At 64.8% G+C, this 18,418-nt stretch carries 22 protein-coding genes; 9 read left to right on the top strand and 13 right to left on the bottom strand.

Going from position 1 to position 18,418, the window contains the following annotated elements; translation table 11 throughout:
* Window positions 1-71 precede the first annotated feature (71 nt).
* Window positions 72-512, bottom strand: coding sequence for a DUF1810 domain-containing protein (locus OWC48_RS08505; RefSeq protein WP_282519554.1), 441 nt, complete (start codon window positions 510-512; stop codon window positions 72-74).
* A 190-nt stretch (window positions 513-702) separates the two neighbouring features.
* Between OWC48_RS08505 and OWC48_RS08500 the strand changes: the two genes are divergently transcribed.
* The 3 genes from OWC48_RS08500 to OWC48_RS08490 all read left to right on the top strand — a co-directional run bounded on the left by OWC48_RS08500 (window position 703) and on the right by OWC48_RS08490 (window position 3,263).
* Window positions 703-1,686 carry a DUF2778 domain-containing protein gene (locus OWC48_RS08500; protein ID WP_404979722.1) on the top strand — a complete coding sequence of 328 codons (984 nt, stop codon included), beginning with the start codon at window positions 703-705 and terminating at the stop codon, window positions 1,684-1,686.
* Window positions 1,687-1,750: 64 nt separating this feature from the next.
* On the top strand, window positions 1,751-2,008 hold the full coding sequence (locus OWC48_RS08495; RefSeq protein ID WP_014495671.1) for a hypothetical protein: 258 nt from the start codon (window positions 1,751-1,753) through the stop codon (window positions 2,006-2,008).
* A 163-nt stretch (window positions 2,009-2,171) separates the two neighbouring features.
* Window positions 2,172-3,263, top strand: a complete 1,092-nt coding sequence (locus tag OWC48_RS08490) for a TRAP transporter substrate-binding protein (RefSeq protein ID WP_282519552.1) — start codon at window positions 2,172-2,174, stop codon at window positions 3,261-3,263.
* Between the two features lie 128 nt (window positions 3,264-3,391).
* Here the strand turns inward: OWC48_RS08490 and OWC48_RS08485 are convergent, their stop codons facing one another.
* The 6 genes from OWC48_RS08485 to OWC48_RS08460 form a co-directional block, all read right to left on the bottom strand.
* Window positions 3,392-4,174, bottom strand: coding sequence for an ABC transporter ATP-binding protein (locus tag OWC48_RS08485; RefSeq protein ID WP_282519551.1), 783 nt, complete (start codon window positions 4,172-4,174; stop codon window positions 3,392-3,394).
* Window positions 4,162-5,217, bottom strand: a complete 1,056-nt coding sequence (locus OWC48_RS08480) for a dihydrodipicolinate synthase family protein (RefSeq protein ID WP_282519550.1) — start codon at window positions 5,215-5,217, stop codon at window positions 4,162-4,164. The genes OWC48_RS08485 and OWC48_RS08480 overlap by 13 nt, the downstream gene beginning before the upstream one ends.
* Window positions 5,218-5,223: 6 nt before the next feature.
* Window positions 5,224-6,045, bottom strand: coding sequence for a GNAT family N-acetyltransferase (locus OWC48_RS08475; protein ID WP_282519549.1), 822 nt, complete (start codon window positions 6,043-6,045; stop codon window positions 5,224-5,226).
* Window positions 6,032-7,069, bottom strand: a complete 1,038-nt coding sequence (locus tag OWC48_RS08470) for an NAD(P)-dependent oxidoreductase (RefSeq protein WP_282519548.1) — start codon at window positions 7,067-7,069, stop codon at window positions 6,032-6,034. Before OWC48_RS08470 ends, OWC48_RS08475 begins: the two co-directional genes overlap by 14 nt.
* 15 nt (window positions 7,070-7,084) lie before the next feature.
* Window positions 7,085-7,855, bottom strand: coding sequence for an ABC transporter permease (locus OWC48_RS08465; protein WP_282519547.1), 771 nt, complete (start codon window positions 7,853-7,855; stop codon window positions 7,085-7,087).
* Between the two features lie 68 nt (window positions 7,856-7,923).
* Complete coding sequence (locus tag OWC48_RS08460; RefSeq protein ID WP_306664245.1) at window positions 7,924-8,586, bottom strand: TetR/AcrR family transcriptional regulator; 663 nt, start codon at window positions 8,584-8,586, stop codon at window positions 7,924-7,926.
* Window positions 8,587-8,685: 99 nt separating this feature from the next.
* Between OWC48_RS08460 and OWC48_RS08455 the strand changes: the two genes are divergently transcribed.
* On the top strand, window positions 8,686-9,702 hold the full coding sequence (locus OWC48_RS08455; RefSeq protein WP_282519545.1) for an ABC transporter substrate-binding protein: 1,017 nt from the start codon (window positions 8,686-8,688) through the stop codon (window positions 9,700-9,702).
* 94 nt (window positions 9,703-9,796) lie between these two features.
* On the opposite strand, the gene OWC48_RS08450 is transcribed toward OWC48_RS08455, so the two are convergent.
* A complete protein-coding gene (locus OWC48_RS08450) occupies window positions 9,797-11,284 on the bottom strand; it encodes a DUF1254 domain-containing protein (RefSeq protein ID WP_282519544.1) in 1,488 nt (495 codons plus the stop codon).
* A 204-nt stretch (window positions 11,285-11,488) separates the two neighbouring features.
* Window positions 11,489-12,310 (bottom strand): 3-methyl-2-oxobutanoate hydroxymethyltransferase, encoded by an 822-nt coding sequence (panB, locus tag OWC48_RS08445; protein ID WP_282519543.1) that lies wholly within the window; start codon window positions 12,308-12,310, stop codon window positions 11,489-11,491.
* A 371-nt stretch (window positions 12,311-12,681) separates the two neighbouring features.
* Here panB and minC point away from each other — a divergent pair, with 371 nt between their 5' ends.
* From minC to OWC48_RS08425, 4 genes are all read left to right on the top strand, one after another.
* The gene (gene minC / locus OWC48_RS08440) at window positions 12,682-13,380 is read left to right on the top strand and encodes a septum site-determining protein MinC (protein WP_282519542.1); all 699 of its coding nucleotides are present in this window, start codon (window positions 12,682-12,684) and stop codon (window positions 13,378-13,380) included.
* A gap of 21 nt (window positions 13,381-13,401) precedes the next feature.
* Window positions 13,402-14,217, top strand: coding sequence for a septum site-determining protein MinD (minD, locus tag OWC48_RS08435; protein WP_282519541.1), 816 nt, complete (start codon window positions 13,402-13,404; stop codon window positions 14,215-14,217).
* Complete coding sequence (gene minE, locus OWC48_RS08430) at window positions 14,214-14,495, top strand: cell division topological specificity factor MinE (protein ID WP_028151783.1); 282 nt, start codon at window positions 14,214-14,216, stop codon at window positions 14,493-14,495. The genes minD and minE overlap by 4 nt, the downstream gene beginning before the upstream one ends.
* 239 nt (window positions 14,496-14,734) lie before the next feature.
* Window positions 14,735-14,920, top strand: a complete 186-nt coding sequence (locus OWC48_RS08425; RefSeq protein ID WP_282519540.1) for a hypothetical protein — start codon at window positions 14,735-14,737, stop codon at window positions 14,918-14,920.
* A 22-nt stretch (window positions 14,921-14,942) separates the two neighbouring features.
* Here OWC48_RS08425 and OWC48_RS08420 read toward each other — a convergent pair whose 3' ends face one another.
* Window positions 14,943-15,191 carry a hypothetical protein gene (locus OWC48_RS08420; RefSeq protein ID WP_282519539.1) on the bottom strand — a complete coding sequence of 83 codons (249 nt, stop codon included), beginning with the start codon at window positions 15,189-15,191 and terminating at the stop codon, window positions 14,943-14,945.
* Window positions 15,192-15,301: 110 nt separating this feature from the next.
* The gene (locus OWC48_RS08415; RefSeq protein ID WP_282519538.1) at window positions 15,302-15,691 is read right to left on the bottom strand and encodes a hypothetical protein; all 390 of its coding nucleotides are present in this window, start codon (window positions 15,689-15,691) and stop codon (window positions 15,302-15,304) included.
* Between the two features lie 129 nt (window positions 15,692-15,820).
* Here OWC48_RS08415 and OWC48_RS08410 point away from each other — a divergent pair, with 129 nt between their 5' ends.
* Window positions 15,821-16,603, top strand: coding sequence for an SDR family NAD(P)-dependent oxidoreductase (locus OWC48_RS08410; RefSeq protein WP_282519537.1), 783 nt, complete (start codon window positions 15,821-15,823; stop codon window positions 16,601-16,603).
* A 95-nt stretch (window positions 16,604-16,698) separates the two neighbouring features.
* Here OWC48_RS08410 and OWC48_RS08405 read toward each other — a convergent pair whose 3' ends face one another.
* Window positions 16,699-16,929, bottom strand: coding sequence for a DUF6894 family protein (locus OWC48_RS08405; protein ID WP_282519536.1), 231 nt, complete (start codon window positions 16,927-16,929; stop codon window positions 16,699-16,701).
* A gap of 376 nt (window positions 16,930-17,305) precedes the next feature.
* Window positions 17,306-18,334: a hypothetical protein gene (locus tag OWC48_RS08400; protein ID WP_282519535.1), complete on the bottom strand. Its 1,029-nt coding sequence runs from the start codon at window positions 18,332-18,334 to the stop codon at window positions 17,306-17,308.
* Between the last annotated feature and the right edge of the window lie 84 nt (window positions 18,335-18,418).

The raw sequence follows: 18,418 nt of genomic DNA, 5'->3' as shown, positions 1-18,418 counted from the left end.
TAATCCGGAGTTTACGCTGCCGGCCGCCATGCCCCGCCTGCATGCGTCCATTCATCCAAACGCAGGTCGCGCTAGCGCGCCGACCGATCGAGCTTGGCGAGCATCTCCAGCGTCGCGTTGTCGCGCTCGCCTGCGAAATATCGGGCGAGCGCCTGGTCGAAGACGGGTTCGTCGGAGACTGCGCCGAACAACGTCATCGACGAGCGGAATTTGGAGTCATCGGGCGCGCCGAGGATCGCGTTGATGGTTCGTCCCTCGACGGCAAGCACGAGCGTGGTGCATTCAATGAGGCGCGGACCGAGCACGGGGTGGGCGAGGTAGGCTCTGGCCTCCCCGCGCGAGCCGATGGCGTAGCGCTGCGACATGGCGCTGAAGCCGAGGCCGGCGATCTGCGGGAAGACGAACCACATCCAGTGAGTCTGTTTCCGGCCCCGGGCCAGCTCCCCCTGGACGTCGCGAAAAACCGGGTCCTGGGCCCTGACGAAGCGCTCTAGATCGAAAGGATCGGTCATTGGATACCTCAGAGGGGGCTTGCCGGCCGCGATTATGCCTAACTTTTGGCTCCCAATGCGATAGCTGGTATAGAGTCTCCGGACGGGGGTTGGGCCCTCCGGGGGTCGATTTGGGGATCTGATGGTTTCCGACCGCGCAAGCGCCGAAAGGCTGTTGTCGCGCCGCCGTATTGGGCGAGCGGAGACGATACTGCTGTCTTTGGCCGCCGTCGCGCTGGCACTGGGAGCTGCCGCGTGGGTCGCGGATATGGGCGATTCGACGCCGCTGGTCACCGCCTCACTGCCTCCGGCCACCGCACTGCCTCCGGCCAATGGCCCTTCGTTTGACGACCGTTTCGCTTCGGTATCCAGCAGCCCGCCCGCCCGTGATTTCGGCCTGCGGACGCTGGAGCGCTCCGCGGTGAGCGCGGTCCAGCTCAAGCTGCGCGACGCCAGGGCGATGCTGGCCCAAAAGCTCCAGGGCGACGAATGGCGCTCGACCCTGACCGATGACGACCGGCACGTGGTTGACGAGACCAGGGTTGACGAGACCAGGCCGTCGCAGCGCGCCGACGCCGTCCCGGTGCCGCGCTCGCGCCCGGCCCAGGCAGACCTCGCGTCCCAGATCGCCTCGAGCCAGGCCTATGCCGAGACCAATCCCAGGGTCGACAATCGCAACTTCTTCGAGAAGTTTACCGACAAGATCAAGCTGGCCTCGCTGACGCCCGGCGACGGCCTGTTCGCCAAGGCGCCGGATCTCGGCGCCCTCGGCTACGATTCGCGCACGGCGGTCTATGACATCAAGGCCAAGGCGCTTTACCTGCCGAGCGGCGTCGCGCTGGAAGCCCATTCGGGCATGGGCGCGCTGATGGACGACCCCAATCATGTCGACCAGCGCATGGTCGGCGCGACCCCGCCCGCGACCTACGATCTGAAGCCGCGTGAAAAGCTGTTCCACGGCATCCGCGCGCTGCGCCTGACGCCGACCGAGGGTACCAGCGCGCTTGGCCGCGTCGGGCTGCTCACCCACAGCTACATGCTCGGACCGCGCGGCGACTCCAACGGCTGCGTCTCGATCAAGGACTATGATCGTTTCCTGAAGGCCTGGGACAATGGCGAGTTCAACCGCCTGGTCGTGGTGCCGAGCCTGAGTGGATCGGCGATAGCCGCGCAACGCGCCAGCACCGACTCCTGATATTTGCCGAACGGCGGGGCTGCCGTTTTCCCTTCGTTAAGCCGTCATCCTCCAGAAGCAGCCCATGAGTGATCCCCAGAGTTCCGAGACCCCGCTGCGTACGACGTTCAAGATCAAGCTGAATGGCGACACGCTGGCGATTGCGACCGTCGGCCAGGCCTATCAATTCCTCACCAACTTCAAATCGGTCGAGTGGATGGAATTCCGCTCGCTCCATGAAGAGGCGGTCGCGGCGCTCGAAGGCGCCGCCGACAACGCCATGCTCGCGGTGCAGGCGACCAACGCCGTGCGTGCGTTGTTCGTGAGCGCGAAGCTGCTTTAAGGGCACCTCGTCCCCTGTAGCCCGGATTTAGCTGCGCTCCATCCGGGGCTACAGGCCTTCCGCTCCCAGCTTGAACTCCGCTATAGGAACGGGCAAACGGTCCGCGAAGACCGTGGCCAGACGCCGATATGTTTGAAACTAACTTCCAGGGAGAGACCCCAACATGAAACGCCGTACATTCCTCAAGGGCGGCGCGGTCGCGGGCGCGACGACGCTGGTTGCTGCACCTGCGATTGCGCAAGGCGCGCCGGAGATCAAATGGCGCCTGACCTCGAGCTTCCCGAAGTCGCTCGACACCATCTACGGCACGGCACAGACCTTTGCGAAATACGTTGCGGAAGCCACCGACAACAAATTCCAGATCCAGACCTTTGCGGCCGGCGAGCTCGTTCCCGGCCTGCAGGCGCTCGATGCCGTCAGCGTCGCGTCCGTCGAGATGGCGCAGACGCCGCTGTATTTCTACATCGGCAAGGAGCCGGCGCTGGCCTACGCCACCGGCGCACCGTTCGGCATGAACCATCGCCACCAGGAATCCTGGTGGTATTTCGGCGGCGGCGCCGATCTCACCAACGAGGCGCTGAAGCCGTTCAAGACGCACGCCATCCTCTGCGGCAATTCCGGCACCCAGATGGGCGGCTGGTTCCGCAAGGAGATCAAGACCGTCGACGATCTCAAGGGCCTCAAATTCCGCATCGCCGGCATGGGCGGCCATGTGCTGGCCAGGCTCGGCATCGTGCCGCAGCAGCTCGCCGGCGGCGACGTCTATGCGGCGCTGGAGAAGGGCTCGATCGACGCCGCTGAATTCGTCGGTCCCTATGACGACGAGAAGCTCGGTTTCCAGAAGGTCGCCAAGTACTATTACTTCCCCGGCTGGTGGGAAGGCGGTGCGATGCTGCACATGATCGTCAATGACGAGAAGTGGGCGAGCTTGCCGAAGCAGTACCAGGCGATCGTCAATCAGGCCGCCTCGGCCGCCGGTGCCTGGATGCTGGAGAAATACGACAGCGTGAATCCGGCGGCGCTGAAGCGGCTGATCGCCAACGGCGCGGAGCTGAAGGCGTTCCCGCAGCCGGTGCTGGAAGCCTGCTACAACGCGACCCAGGAGCACCTGAACGAGCTCGCCGCCAAGAGCGATTTGTTCAAGCGCACCAAGGAAAGCCATGACGCCTATATGAAGGAGCTGCTGTTCTACACGCAGATCGCGGAAAACTTCTACGACAACTATCTGCTCAGCAAGATGCGCAACAAGAGCTGAGTGTGAAGGGGCGCGGTGACTACGCCGCGCCCCGCTTCCGTAGCCCGGATGGAGCGCAGCGAAATCCGGGATCTCGCACGTCAACGGCACCGCCCCGGATTACGCTTCGCTCCATCCGGGCTACGGACTCAAGCCGCACCCAGCCCCAGCTTCGCATAGATCCGCCGCGCATAGGCGCCGAACGCATCCGTGGTCTTCAGCGGCAGGTCGCGCGGGAAGGGCAGGTCGATCGGGAAGTAGTCGGCCATCTTCGCAGGGCCCGCCGTCAGCACGGCGCAGTGCGAGGACAGGAACACGGCTTCCTGGATCGAGTGCGTGACGAAGATGATGGTCTTGCCGCTCTCGCGCCAGATCCGCAGCATCTCCAGATTCATCTGCTCGCGCGTCAGGGCGTCCAGCGCCCCGAACGGCTCGTCCATCAGAATCAGTTTTGGATCATGAATGAAGGCCCGCGCGATCGCGGTGCGCTGCTGCATGCCGCCTGAGAGCTCTCGCGGATATTTCTGCTCGTAGCCGGCAAGCCCGACCAGGTTGAGCAGATCGCGCGCCCGCTCGCGCGCGGCTTTCATCGGCAGTCCCACGATCTCGGCCGGCAACAGCACGTTGTCCAGGATGGTGCGCCACTTCAGCAGCAGCGCCTGCTGGAACACCATGCCGATGTCGCGGGTCGGATCAAACGGGCTTTTGGCATTGCCAATTCTGATGGTGCCGCCGTCGGCGCCGTGCAGGCCGGCCAAGATCTTCATCACCGTGGTCTTGCCGCAGCCGGAGGGGCCGACCAGCGAGACGAGCTCACCTTCCCGCACGTCCATCGTGACGTCGGACACCGCCAGGAACTCGGCGCCGCCGCTGCGATAGACCTTTCGGACGCCGCTCAGGCTGATGAAGGGCTCGGCGCTCATGCCAGCCATTTGCTCAGATTGGAGGCGACGAACGCATCGTCGCCGAGGTCGGCGTGCTCGCGATAGACGCGGTCGATCTCCTCCTTCTGGCCGGGGCTGAGGCCCTCGTTCGGGTCGAGGCACCACAGGCCCTGCATCAGGCCCTGACGCCGCAGCACCTCGTGGCAACCGGCGATGCAGCCGTGAAAATTGTTGGCGACGTCGAAGAAGGCGCTGTTGCAATCGGTGACGCGGGCATCGAGGGCGAGCAGATCGGCCGGCACGGCCTCCTTGTGTCGCGCCGCCTTGCAGCGCTCGAACTGTTTGATGGCGCTCGCGGTCCACACCGACCAATGGCCGAGCAGGCCGCCTTTGAAGTAAGTGCGCGTGGTGATGCCCTTGTCGCGGAGGTCGAACGGCAGCATCAGGTCGAGCAGGATGTGGTCGTCATTGCCGGTGTAGAGCGCGACGCGGTCGAGCGCACCGGCGGCCGCGACGCCGCGCAGCACGTCGAGCGTGCGATAGCGGTTGAACGGCGCGATCTTGATCGCGATCACATTGTCGATCGCGGCGAAGCGCTGCCAGAACCGGCTCGACAGGACGACCCCGCCGACGGCCGGCTGGAGATAGAAGCCGACCAGCGGGATCTCGGCGGCGACCGCCGTGCAATGCGCAATGATCTCATCCTCGGAGGCGCTCTTCATCGCGGCGAGGCTGAGAAGCCCTGCGTGATAGCCGATATCGCGCGCGGTGCGGGCCTCAGCCGTTGCCTGGCTTGTTGGACCGGCGAGCCCTGCGACCATCGCCAGCGGCCGCCTGGTCCAGTTGGCTGCGGTCTCGGCGGCGAGTTCGAGCACCGGGCGATAGAGACCGACATCGCGGATCGCGAATTGCGTGGTGTGGACGCCGACCGCAAGGCCGCCCGAGCCGGCGTCGATGTAGTAGCGCGTCAGCGCGCGCTGATGCTTTTTGTCGAGCTGGCGCTCCGCCGTGAGCGCGAGAGGGTGCGCCGGTAGCACGGTGCCATCGGCGATCAGCTTGCGGACGTCGCTGTTGATCTGGCTGTGGTGCATGATGTCCTATCCGAATTCAGGGCCGGCGACGGCGAATGGCGTTTCCTTGGCAGCGATGGTGGCGGGGCCAAACCGCATGCGCTGGAACGGTCGCTCGATGGTCCAGCCCGAGGCGGTCAATCCGTCCAGGAATGCGGCTTGCGACGCAACGGCATCGATCAGAATCGGGCCGGTCTCGGAGCGCGCGATCGCATGAACCAGGGCCAGCGCCGGCGTGGCATTGTTGGCAAACAACGGCCCGATATGACGCGCGGTTCGGCCGTCGCGAACCAGCGCGATGGCGCCATGCGCGGCGACGATGCGCGAGCCGGAGCGCAGGGCGATGGCGGAGAGGAGCGCGGTGCGGTCGAAACCGGTGGCGCGCCGGTCCCGCGCCCGCAGCGCATCGATGGTCGTCGATGAAGGCGGCGAGGCTTCGGCTCGCCTGGATTTCACCAACTTCAGCCGGCGCAGTTGCAACGTCGGCGTGAATCCGAGCGGCCCGTAGACGGCGGCGCCGTCGGGCGTCGCGTCGAGCCAGCTCGTCAGGCCGTTCCTGCGCGCGGTTTCCAGGCAGGCATCGACGAGACGGGTGGCGAGGCCGCGGCGGCGATGCGTGCCTGATACCAGCACCATGCTGATCCAGGCGTTGTTGTCGGAATAGGGCAGCAGCGCCGCGGTCGCGACCAGCCGCATGCCGTCGCGAATGCCGAACACCACGCCATCGCGCAGGAAGACGCGCCAGTCGTCCTCGGTCTGGTTCCACTGCGCTTCCGTCGACAGCACGAGCCCGGCGATCGCGTCGTCGACGCCGAGCTTGAGGATGGGCGGACCGTCAGTAGCGTCCATCGCGCACCTCGTATTTGGTGGGCTTGCCGAGGCTTGGCATGGCGCGGGACACCCAGTCCGCGGTCCAGGCGATCAACTGCTCGGTGTCGACCACCGGCAGGTCGAACAGCTCGACGGCCCTGGACGTGTCGGTCAGCCAGGCCGTCGGCTCTTCCTTGCCTGTCAGCTCCGGCGCGCGGCCGAAGCGCGCGCCGAATTTTGCTGCGAGATCTCGCACCGCCAAAATCTCGTGGCCGCTGACGTTGATCGGCGAGGTCGGCGCGGTGCAATGCGCAAGGCACCGCAGCGCCTGCGCGGACGCATCGCCCTGCCAGATGAAATTGACATGGCCGAGGCCGACATCGATCGGGGTGCCCGTGAGCACCTTTGTCGCGATGTCGTGCAGCACGCCATAGCGCATGTCGATTGCGTAATTGAGCCGGAACAGGCGGCCGGGCGTCGAAAACTTGCGCGAAAAGTACTCGAACATGCGCTCGCGGCCGACGCAGGACTGGGCGTATTCGCCGGGCGGGTTCGGCGCCATGTCCTCGGTCGCGCCCTTGCCGTCGATGGGGACGAAGGGATAGATGCAGCCGGTCGAGAACGCCACGATGCGCGACGTCGGGAAGGCCTGTGCGACCAGCGCCGGCACATGCGCGTTCATCGCCCAAGTCAGCGACAGATCGCCCTCGGCGCCGAACTTGCGGCCGGCCATGAAGACGATGTTGGGTGCCTTCGGCAGGGCCTGAACCGCGCTCTCGTCCATCAGGTCGCAATTGATGGTCTCGACGCCGCGCGCGTGCAGCCAGTCCTTGACGCTCGGGTCGCTGAAGCGGGCGACGCCGATGACGCGGCGGTCGGGTGCGGCAGCTTTCGCGAGCCCCGCCAGCGTCGGTCCCATCTTGCCGGCGACGCCGAGGATCATGATGTCGCCTTCGACCTTGTCGAGGTCGTCGATCAGCGCCTGGGTCGGCCGGCACAGGAGATCGTCGAGGGCTGCGATATCCGGGATCGTCTTCGGCAGCGTCTGGCGGGTGAGCAGCATGGATCGTTCCTTTAGCTAAGTTTGCCTGGCGTCGCCGACCACGAACATGCGCTCGAGGGCGAGGACCAGGCCGTAGAGAGCGACGCCGAGCAGGGTCAGAAGCACGACGGCCATCACCATCGCGGGCGTGTCGAGCGACGACTGCACCTGGATCATGAGATAGCCGAGCCCGCGCTCGGAGGCGATGAACTCGCCGACGATTGCGCCGGCCACCGCAAGGATCGCGCCGACCTTCATGCCGGAGAACACGAAAGGCAACGATCCCGGCAACTGGATCTTGCGGAACAGCGTCCAGCGCGAGCCGCGCAGCGATTTGACGAGGTCGAGCAGATCAGGCTCGACCTCGCGCAGGCCGCGCGCGGTGGTCAGCAGGATCGGGAAGAAGCAGATGCTGAAGGCGATCAAGATGTTCGGCACGATCCCGTAGGAGAACCAGACGATGAAGAGTGGGCCGAGCGCGACCTTCGGGATCATGTTCATCGTCACGAACAGCGGCAGCAGCACGAGGCTGAGCAGCGGTGCCCAGCTGAAGATCACGGCCAGCGCGACGCCGACGAACGCGCCGAGCGCGAAGCCGCCGAGGATCTCGATCGCGGTGACAAGGGTGTTGGCGCCCCAGGCATAGCTCGCGGTGCCCAGCGTCTGCATCGTCGCGAGCGGGGAGGGCAGGATGAATTTCGGCACGTGGAAGGCATCGACCGCGACCTGCCAGAGCACGAGCACGGCGAGATGCACGATCAGGATGATCGCAAAGCTGCGCGAGGTGCGTGCGCCGTCTCCGGTCACCGGTTGCTCCCTGTTGCCAGCGGCCACCTTGCCGCTGTTCGTCAGCCTAACCGGCCTCGAAGGAAGTTTCAACCAGTTGGTTGATTAGGCCGGAGCGAATGCAGCACGAGATCGGCGACGTGCCTGCGGCGGGCGCGCCTTGCCGCCCGGCTCGACAGGTCCTTGCCGAAGATCGCCGACAGCGTCGGCGTGTTGGAGAGATAGAAATAGCTGAGGCCGGCGATGGAGATATAGAGCTGGATCGGATCGATCCCCTTGCGGAACACGCCGGTGCGAACGCCCTCGTGGAGGATGTGGGATACGCTCTTCACCAGCGGCGAATGCATCGCCTCCAGCCGGGTCGAGCCGCGGACGTGGCGGGCGCCGCCGCGGTTCTCGTCGTTCAGGAGCACGATGAAATCGGGGTTCGTCGCGAGGTAATCGAATGAGGCCTCGATCAGCTTCCGGATCGCCTTTTCCGGCGGCAGGCCTTCGAGGTTGAGCTGGCGTTCCTGCTCGCGGATATCGGCGTAGACCCATTCGAGCACAGCCAGATAGAGCGCGTCCTTGTCGCCGAAATAGTGGTAGACGAGCTGCTTGTTGACGCCGGCGCGCTCGGCGATCTCGTCGACGCGGGCGCCGGCAAAGCCGTGCCGGGCGAACTCCAGGCGCGCCGCGGTGAGCAGCTTCTTGCGGGTGGCGACGGGGTCGCGCCGCTGCGGCACGGTGTCGCCTGAACGTTTTGCGGGCATTTCCAACCAGACAGTTGACAAGTCGAGAGCGGCTTGTTGCATTGGTAGCCTCACACGGGGAGAGCGACAAGCCGGGTCGCGGCAATGAGGAGGGATGCGATGAAGCGTTTGCAGGCTGCGGGCTCGGCTTTGGTTTTGGCCCTGGCGTTCGGTGTGCCGGCGGTGCCGGCGAGCGCGGGCGAGGCGGTCAACCTGATCCTGAACTGGACGCCGACGGCCGACCATTCGCCGTTCTATTACGCCAAGGCGCAGGGCTGGTTCGAGAAGGCCGGCATCGACCTGACCATCGAGGTCGGCAAGGGCTCCGGCGTCTCCGCCGCCAAGGTAGGCTCCGGCGGCTCGCCGTTCGGCATCGCCGATCTCGCCACCATGCTGGTGGCGAAGAGCAAGGGCGCTGACGACGTCGCGCTGATGAGCATCTACGCCAACACCGGCCAGACCTTTTACTGGCTGAAGAGCTACGGCGTGAATGGCGTGAAGGATTTCCCGAGCCACAAGATCGGCAACCCGCCCGGCGACGCCTCGCGGGTGATGTGGCCGGCTTTTGCCAAGGCCGCAGGCATCGCGCCTGATGCCGTCAGCTTCGTCAATATCGGCCCGACCGCGAAGATCGCCGCGCTGAAGAGCCACACCGTCGACATCATCAGTGACTTCTACAACGAGCACGATCTCAAGGTGATCGAGTTCGGGCCCGATCTCGGCTTCGTCAACTGGAAGGACATCGGGCTCAACCCCTACGGCAATTCGTTGATCGTCAACGGCGCCTATCTCCAGAAGAATCCCAAGCTGGTCGAGGAGTTCGTGCGCGTCTCGCAGAAGGCCTTTGCGGCCTGCGTCGCCGACGTCACGCCGTGCCTGAAGGCGCTGCTCGACCAGGTCTCCGGTCTCGACAAGGAGAACCAGGAACGCCAGTGGGAGCGCATCAAGTATTTGATGACCGACGAGTTCACAACCACCAAGGGTCTCGGCTGGATCGACGGCGAGCGGATGAAGAAGGACTACGAGCTGGTCCAGACTTATCTCGGCATGGAGAAGCCGTTCGACGTGTCGACGGCGTTCACGACCAAGATGCTCGACCCTGCCGTCAAGATGGATGCGAGCAAGGTGAAGAAGTAGGGCATCCGTAGCCCGGATGGAGCCAACGGGTCGGCGCGTAGCGCCGCCCGGCGGCCGAGGTCGCGGCCCAGGGCGCTCGTGACCTCGCGCGAACTCATTTCACCTTGACGACGTCGTCCGGTTTCCAGGTCTGGTCGAAGAACGCGACGCCCGTGCCATAGAGGCGAATCGTCGCCAGGAAACTCCGCCCCTCGACGGTTTGAATCCAGTTCGACTCCGGGGCAGTGCCCGGTTTCGATGGGCCGAACCACAGATCGACGGAGCCATCGCTGTTGGTCGCGACCTTGTTGAAGCTGTTGATCGATGGCATCAGTTGCGGTGCTTCTACCATCGTCCCGTCAGTGATGTTGTAGAGGGTAACGGCCCAGAACAACGCGGCAGGCGGATTGGGAGGCAGGTGCAGCTTGTAGGCGTTCGAGCCGTTCAGGAATTCACCCGCAGCGTCCTTCAAGGTGGATGGATATTTCGAGCCCGCGCCGATCGTGTGCATGACCATGGCCGAAGCCGACGAATAGGCGACCTGGAAGAAGGTGGCGCGTTGATCCACGTCGAGATAGCTGTCCTGCATCCATTCGGCAGTGCCGCCCGCCCACGCGTTGAAATATTGGCGGTCGTTGTAATAGAGTTCGCGCTTGTCTGGCCGACCTAGTTGCCGCTGTGCCAAGATCATCTTCGGCGCCGTCTCAACCGCTTTCTTCAAGAGCTCCTGCTGTTTCGGGGTCGGATTGAACGGCTGCCCCTTGATAATGCCGATCGAGGCCAGCACGCCGCGCAGCTCGGGATCGATGGCCGAGACGGGTTCGTAATCGACGAACGCCTTGAGCTTGGTCCAGAACGCGTTGTCGACCGGATACATCATGTTGACGCGCTTGCCGCTGCCGTTCGGAAACTGCATCGGCTTGACGTCCTTCTCAGGCGTCCAGAGTGGATAGATACGGGTCTGTTCCGCAAGCGCGACCGCCGGCTTCGGGTCCGGCCCGTTGTCGCCCTTGGGCATCACGGTGCGGAAGAAGAGGAAGACGTTGTAGGTCCGCGATTTGAACGCGAAATAACCCTGTGGGATCTCGCCCGTGTAGTCCGGCGGCAGCAGGAGATAGAGCCCGCCGCGCGCGCGATCCGGGCCGATCAGTCCGACGTCGGTGATGGTGCGCTGGAAGAAATCGGTGAACATGCCGATGACGTCGCGCGGCGCTGCGACGACGAGCGGACCGGTCTCCTTGAGGTCTAGATAGTTCATGGAATAGATGACGTCCGCGTTGGGCGTCGGCACCCAGGTGCGCGCATCCATGCGGTCCTTCCAGATCGGCAGGACGTTGTAGCCCTTGCCGAACGCCGCCTCCGATCCATCCCTCATGCCGATGGTGTTGAGCGCGGGCAGCATGGTGATGTAGGCATGAACGGCGCGCTGATAATACAGCTCGTCGCGCATCGCCTCGGCTTCGCTTTGCGAGAGCCAGTTGCCGTTGTTGATCTGGTTGACGAGGGGAGGCGCTTTGGAGTCCTGGCCGTAGCCGGGACTTGTCGATGTGATGATGGTGAGGAGGGTTGAGGCCACGATGGAGGTCGCAGGCATCTTCGGCATCGTTTTTCTCTCCGCAACAGCCGAATGTTCTGCGGCACGTGGGCACGCGCGCGCAGCGGTAAGAGCTTGCAGTGAGAGTAGAACGACGCCGCGAGGCTGGCTATGCAGTTTGTGCCAGAACGCGTGCGGCAATTGTGCTGCGATTTCAAGGAGTGCGTATCTTCGGCTTGTCGCGAGCAGTCCTCGACCGCTTGCCGCGTATCGTCAGCTCTTCTTCATCTCGTAGACGTGTTCGGGCGCGGGAAAGGCGCGTGAGCGCACGTCGGTGGCATAGCCTTCGATCGCCGCTTCAATCGCCGGACCAAGATTGCCGTACCGCCGGACGAATTTCGGGGTTCGTGGCGACAGCCCGAGCATGTCCTCGAGCACGAGCACCTGACCGTCGCAGGCAGCGCTCGCGCCGATGCCGATGGTGGGGATCGCGATCGTCTCCGTGATCCTGCGCGCCAACGGTTCGGCCACGGCTTCGACGACGACCGAGAATGCACCGGCATCGGCGACGGCCTTCGCATCGTCCTCGATCGGGCCCCAGTCCACCTCGTTGCGCCCCTGGGCACGAAACGAACCGAGCGTGTTGATGGATTGCGGCGTGAGGCCAATATGACCCATCACCGGGATGCCGCGCCCAGACAGGAATGCAATCGTCTCCGCCATGCGAACGCCGCCTTCAAGCTTCACCGCGCCGCATTGCGTCTCCTTCATGATCCGCACTGCGGAGTTGAACGCCTGCTCCCTGGAAGCTTCATACGAGCCGAACGGCATATCGACGACGACCAGCGCCTGCTTCGAGCCGCGCATCACCGCGGCGCCCTGGAGGATCATCATGTCGAGCGTAACAGGCACCGTCGTCTCGAAGCCGTGCATGACGTTGCCAAGGGAATCGCCGACCAGGATGACGTCGCAATGCCGATCCACCAGTGCGGCCGTATGCGCGTGATACGACGTCAGCATCACGATCGGCTCGCCCCGCTTGCGTGCACGGATGTCCGGCGCGGTCTTGCGCCTGATGGAAGACTGAATTGACATGATCGGCTCCGTCCACGGGGGACGCGGATCGAAGCCAGATGCCATGAGCATGTCAATGCGGGATGACTGGGGCCTGCGATCACAATGGACGGCGTGAGGGCCCATTGTCTCGACATTCTCCGTGTCATCGCCCGCGTAGGCGGGCGATCCAGTATTCCAGAGGCCGTGCCATGATGCGGATAAGCCGCGGCGTACTGGATGCCCCGGTCAAGCCGGGGCATGACAGCGGTGTGTTGCGCGGAAGCGCTCGCCCAAGCCCTTCCGCACGCCCAGCCCGTCCACCCCCCACGTACCCACGGATAAATTAACCAGCCATTAACCAAATCCGCCGCATCGTTAACCATTCAATAACAGGGATCGAGTCGGCCGCTATGGAGGCTGCAGCAAAAGTCCAACGTCAAATGGTTCGCCTGCGCGGGCGCTCCTATGTGGCCTTCGTGTTCGTGCCGACGGTTCCGATCCAGGACTGGCTGCAGGAGATCGACGCCACGATCGCGCGCTCGCCGGGCTTCTTCGCCGGCCGGCCCGTGGTGATCGATCTGTCCTCGGTCGATCTCAGCCAGTCCGGCATCGGCCATCTGCTCGCCAACCTTCAGGACCGGAACATCCGGGTGCTCGGGATCGAGGGGGTGGAGGAGGGCCGGCTGACGCCGTCTATGCCGCCGCTGCTCTCGGGCGGGCGCAGCTGCGTGGTCGAACCGAGCGCGCCGAAGAAGGCTGAGGTGAAGGCCGAAGCCAAGCCGACCTCGCTGCTGCTCGAAAGCCCGGTGCGCTCGGGCCAGACCGTGATCTTCCCGGAGGGCGACGTCACCATTCTGGGCTCGGTCGGCTCCGGTGCCGAGGTCGTCGCGGGCGGCTCCATCCACATCTACGGCGCGCTCCGCGGCCGTGCCATGGCGGGGGTCAACGGGCACACCAGCGCCCGCATTTATTGTCAGAAGATCGAGGCTGAACTGCTTGCAATTGATGGATTTTACCAGACTGCGGACGACATCGACGCCGCCTTGCGCGGCAAGCCGGCGCAGGCCTGGCTACAGGGGAATACCATGCGAATTACAGCACTGAACTGACCAGCAAAGGAGACATTTCAGATGAGTAAGGTACTGGTCGTGACATCAGGCAAGGGCGGGGTCGGCAAGACCACGACGACCGCCGCGCTGGGGGCTGCGCTGGCGCAGCGCGGCGAAAAGGTCGTCGTCGTCGATTTCGACGTCGGCCTGCGCAACCTCGATCTCGTCATGGGCGCAGAACGCCGCGTGGTGTTCGACCTCATCAACGTGGTGCAGGGCGTCGCCAAACTGCCGCAGGCGCTGATCCGCGACAAGCGGCTGGAAAATCTCTGGCTGCTGCCGGCCTCGCAAACCCGCGACAAGGACGCGCTGACGGAAGAGGGCGTCGGCAAGGTCATCGACGATTTGCGCGACCGCTTCGACTGGGTGATCTGCGACAGCCCGGCCGGTATCGAGCGCGGCGCCTCGATGGCGATGCGCTTTGCGGACGAGGCCGTGATCGTCACCAATCCGGAAGTCTCCTCGGTGCGCGATTCCGACCGCATCATCGGCATGCTCGACTCCAAGACGGTACGGGCCGAGAAGGGCGAGCACGTCCAGAAGCACATTCTCATCACCCGCTACGATGCCTCGCGCGCCGCGCGCGGCGAGATGCTGACCATCGACGACATCCTCGAGATCCTCGCAACGCCCTTGCTCGGCATCATCCCCGAGAGCCAGGACGTGTTGAAGGCCTCCAATGTCGGCACGCCGGTGACGCTGTCGAACGCGGATGGGGCGCCGGCGCGGGCCTATATGGACGCGGCCAAGCGCCTCGGCGGCGAGAACGTGACGATGCATGTTCCCGCCGAGCGCAGAGGCTTCATGGATCGCCTGCTGCGACGGAGGGCTGCATGAGCATGGGTTTGCTTCGACTTCTCCGCGGCAAGAAGGCCTCTGCACCCGTCGCACGCGAGCGGTTGCAGATCCTGCTTGCCCATGAACGCGGATTGCGCGGCCAGCCCGACCTGCTCGGCGTGCTGCGCGAGGAAATTCTCGCTGTCGTGTCCAGGCACGTCACGCTGGACCCGACCAAGGTCATCGTCCGGCTCGAGCGCGGCGACGAGGTATCGACCCTGGAGGTCGATATCGAGGTGCCGAACGATATCGAGCGCAAGCGCGCGGCGGTCGGGTAGGGGGCGCGGCCGAAGACGTCCGATTTGGGGTGGGTGAGAAGGCGGTCCGCTGGGCATAGCGGACCGCCTTTGTCCTGTTTGCGGGCGTCCTGTTTGCGGGCGTCCTGTTTGAAGGCGTCCTGTTTGAAGGCCCGCCGATGTGATCGCTCGTGGGCGGAACGCGACCTGCGGCGAAATCGTTGTCAGAGGCCGCGGAGCGCCGAGCCAGGCGCTGCGGTTTCCTGAACGGGAGAGCGCCCATGATGTCCGAGATCCAGGTTCACACCGTCGCGCGGCAGATGCTGGAACGGCATGGTTTCGCTGCGATAGCGAAGGCGGCCGAACAGGCCCAGGCCTGTGAGGGCCGCGGCGAAGCCGATGACGCCAAGGAGTGGCGTCACATCGAGGACGCCATGAAGATCATCCGCGGCCCGCACCAGAGCTGACACGCGGCCAGAGTGAGCGCGCTCAACGCTCCCCGCGGTCGGCGCCCGGCTGCGAGGTGCGATTTTGTGTCTGCGGCTGGGGGCGCTCGCCTGTCTCTTTGCAGGGCAGCGGTTCCCACGAGCCGTCGGGCGCCTGCTGGTAGGCACTACAGGATGACGAGGTGGATTTTTCCTCGCCTTTCTGGGCATCGGAATTCTTCGCCAGAGCGGGCGCGGTCAGCACCGTGGCGGCCGCAAATGCGCCGGCGAAAACGAAATGGATACTCCGCATGTGGGCTCTCCTGTTCGAATTCGAAGAGGCCGCATGGTGTCGAGGAATATGACGATAGTTAGCCGCCGCGACGGTTCCGCCGCGGGGTGCTTAACGCTGCGAGAGAACGCCTAGCCGCCCTTGCTGCGGATCAGGCCGGCGAGGTTGGTCTTCTGGGCCTCGCACCAGCCGGGCATGCCGAGGCGGCGCTGGTCCATGTCGGTCGCCTGCGTCGCGACCGCGACCTCGGCCATCAAATCGTCGTCCTGCTTCTCGCCCATCTTGCCGCCGGTGTGCATCCAGGCGATCGCCTTGCGCACCTTCTCGGTGGTGCCGTCCGGCAGCTGCATCTGCTGCGCCTTCTGGACGAGATCCTGATAGACGAGATCGGTGTTCGGGCATTCCACCTTGGCGGCGAAGGCCTGCAAGACCAGCGTCACATAGGTCGAGCGTGCACGGTCCGCCGCTTGGGCCGGCGCGGCGAGCAGTAACAGACCTGCGATCAGGAAACCGGTGCGCATCCTTGGTATCTCCTCCGTTTTTTTGGGAGGCTAGCGTCCGGCAAGCCACTCCGCAATGGTGCCGGGACGTATTTGTCGCTCCCCGGTGCGGTGCGCTATCGTCACCCGTCCCTGGCCACGGAGAGCGACATGAGCCTGTTGAGCACGCCGTTCGACCCCGCACGCGACACGGCGCTCGTCACCGGCGCAGGCAACGGCATCGGTCGCGCGATCGCGCAGGCGCTGGTCGGCGAGGGCGTTCGGACCCTGTTCGCCGATGTGAGCCCGGAGCGGGTGAGTGCGGCGATCAGCGCCAGCAGCAGGCCTGAATTGGCGGTCCCGTGGGTCGGCGATCTCGCCAGGGCAGACGCTTGCGATGCCCTGCTGGCCGCCGCAGACGGGCTCGGCGAGGTCTCGCATTTCGTGCACAGCGCATCGCCGCCGCGGCGCGAGGCCGATCATGCGCTCGCGGTCGACCGCAAGACCTGGCAGGAGATGCATGCCGTCAATCTCGATGCCGGATTCCATCTGGCGCGCGGGCTGGCAAACCGGCTGATCGCGGCGAAACGACCGGGCTCGTTCCTGTTTCTCACCTCGCTGCATGCGGGCACGCCGCGCAACCTGCCGCATTATTCGACGGCAAAGGCGGGGATGGCGATGCTGGTGAAGGAGCTCGCGAAGACGCTCGGCCGTCACGACATCCGCGTCAACGCGCTGGTGCCCGGCGCGATCGCGGCGGGCGGGTTCGTTGCCGACGCCTCGCTGGCGAAGCACATCCCGCTCGGGCGTCTCGGCGAGGCCGAGGACCTCGCGCCGATGGCGCTGGCGGTGCTGTCGAACAAGCTCTCGGGTTACGTCACCGGCGCAGCCTTCGTCATCGACGGTGGATTGTCGCTGACGAACTGGTTCGAGCCGCCGGAGCTGGACCACTAAAGCCCCGTTCCGATGACTCGGAACGGTGCTTTTGATTCCCGGTTCGACGCGCTTTTACGCGAACCGGTTTCCATTTCGCTCGAAAACGCTGTGGCCTAGCGTCGCCAGGCGGGCACGGGATCGAGCGGCGTGCGATAGACCTCATTGTGATCGCGATCGGTGACGCGCACCGCGCAACCTTTCCGTTGCAGCTCCGGCTTCACCTGCGACAGCTCGGTAGCCAATTGAACGGCGCGATCGGAAGCGCCCTCGATGTCTTCGAGGATGATTCCACCCTGGTTCTTGAACTCTTCACCAACCACGAGATCGAAGGAATAGTAGGGCATTCGAATTCCCCGGTGTGACGACGTGAGCTTCAGTGGAAGTCTCAACAGATTTCGGATGATACCACTGAGTCGATATTTTCGAATGAACGGGTCGCGCAATCTCTGTGCTTATGGCGCAGAAATCATGTGCAGCATTCGCGTGTGTTAAGATTTTATTAAATATGTCGACGTGATCATAAGGCATGGAATTGCAGCAGAACCGGGCTCCGGGAACCGGCAGCTGCAAGAGAAGGCCGGCGGCATAAATCCCGACGGCCTTTTCTCTTGACGAAAGACGATCGAAATATCGTCTCCGTAATCGCCCGGACTCAACGCATCGCATCGACTCGGACAGCTTGGACGACGTCGCGACAGCGACGCTGCGCTCGCGCCTGGTCTAGCGCAGCGGCATCGGCGGACGCACGACAGGTCCGTCGTCATCGGCAACGGCTTGCGTCGTGGCGACCGGTGCTGCTGTCGGCGCGACCGCGGCAGCCTGCGAAGGCGCAGGCGGCGCGGGCGAATAGGCCGGCATGTAGGTTTGCGACACGACTGGCTTCGGCTTGCGCACCGGAGGCGCCGGAGATCGCGGCGGGAGCGTGGACACGCGCGCGCGCGGATCGACCGGCTTGACCTCAGTCACCGGCTTCGGCGCGGGCGGTTTGGCCATCTCGCGCGCCATCTGCTCCTGCCCGGCCTTCAACTCGGCAATGTTGGCCTTGAGCCCTTCGATCTGCTGCGCCATCGCCGCGAGATCGCGCGTCATCGATTGCACCGACTGCGCGGGATCGGGCTGTGCCGCGACCGGCGCGGCTGCTGCAACCTGAACCGGAGGCGGCGTCGCAGGTTGATCGGCCGCTTGATCCGTTGCGGCTTGCTCAGCGGGCGGCGCGGCCTGCGCGGCGGTGACCGGCTCGGCGGTGACTGGCGCCGCCGTTCGCGATGTCGAAGGCAGCAGCGAGGTCAACGCAGTCAATGCTGGTTTCCATTCGGCGAGCATCTGCCTGGCCGTGTCGCCATGTTTCTCCCAGGCGACGGTGGCGGCCGCGCTTCCGCCCGCAAACAAGATCGTAACGAACGCGCCGCGCAGCCATTTGCCGGCGGCGGATCGCTTCCGCCGGTTGGGACCATCGCCGGCCGCGACGCGCACGGCGGTGTCGACCGAGGAGGGCACTGCCGTCTGCGGCTCCGAGACGGGACTGAACTTCGGCTCCAGATTGATGGTGCGCTCCGGCGCGAACTTCGGATCTGTTTTCGGCTCGGGGCGGGGCGTGATCTCAGGGGCCAACGCGGGCGCAACGCTGATGGGGCGCGAAGCCAGCACCATGTCGGGTGAAATCTGAATGGCGTCGTGCGGATCGTTGTCCTTGACCGTGTCCTTCACGATCTCATCGACGATTTGCCTGGAATTCAGCGTCGCGAGCATTGCAGCTCCTTTGCAGTCCGAGTGTTTAATGTATGGGCGTCCGCATTGGCGCGAGCCGATCTGTCGAGGTGAACCCATCCCAAA

Origin of the sequence: Bradyrhizobium sp. Arg816, assembly GCF_029989365.1 — a bacterium.
Taxonomy (GTDB): Bacteria; Pseudomonadota; Alphaproteobacteria; order Rhizobiales; family Xanthobacteraceae; genus Bradyrhizobium.
This window is presented reverse-complemented; position numbering and strand designations above follow the sequence as displayed.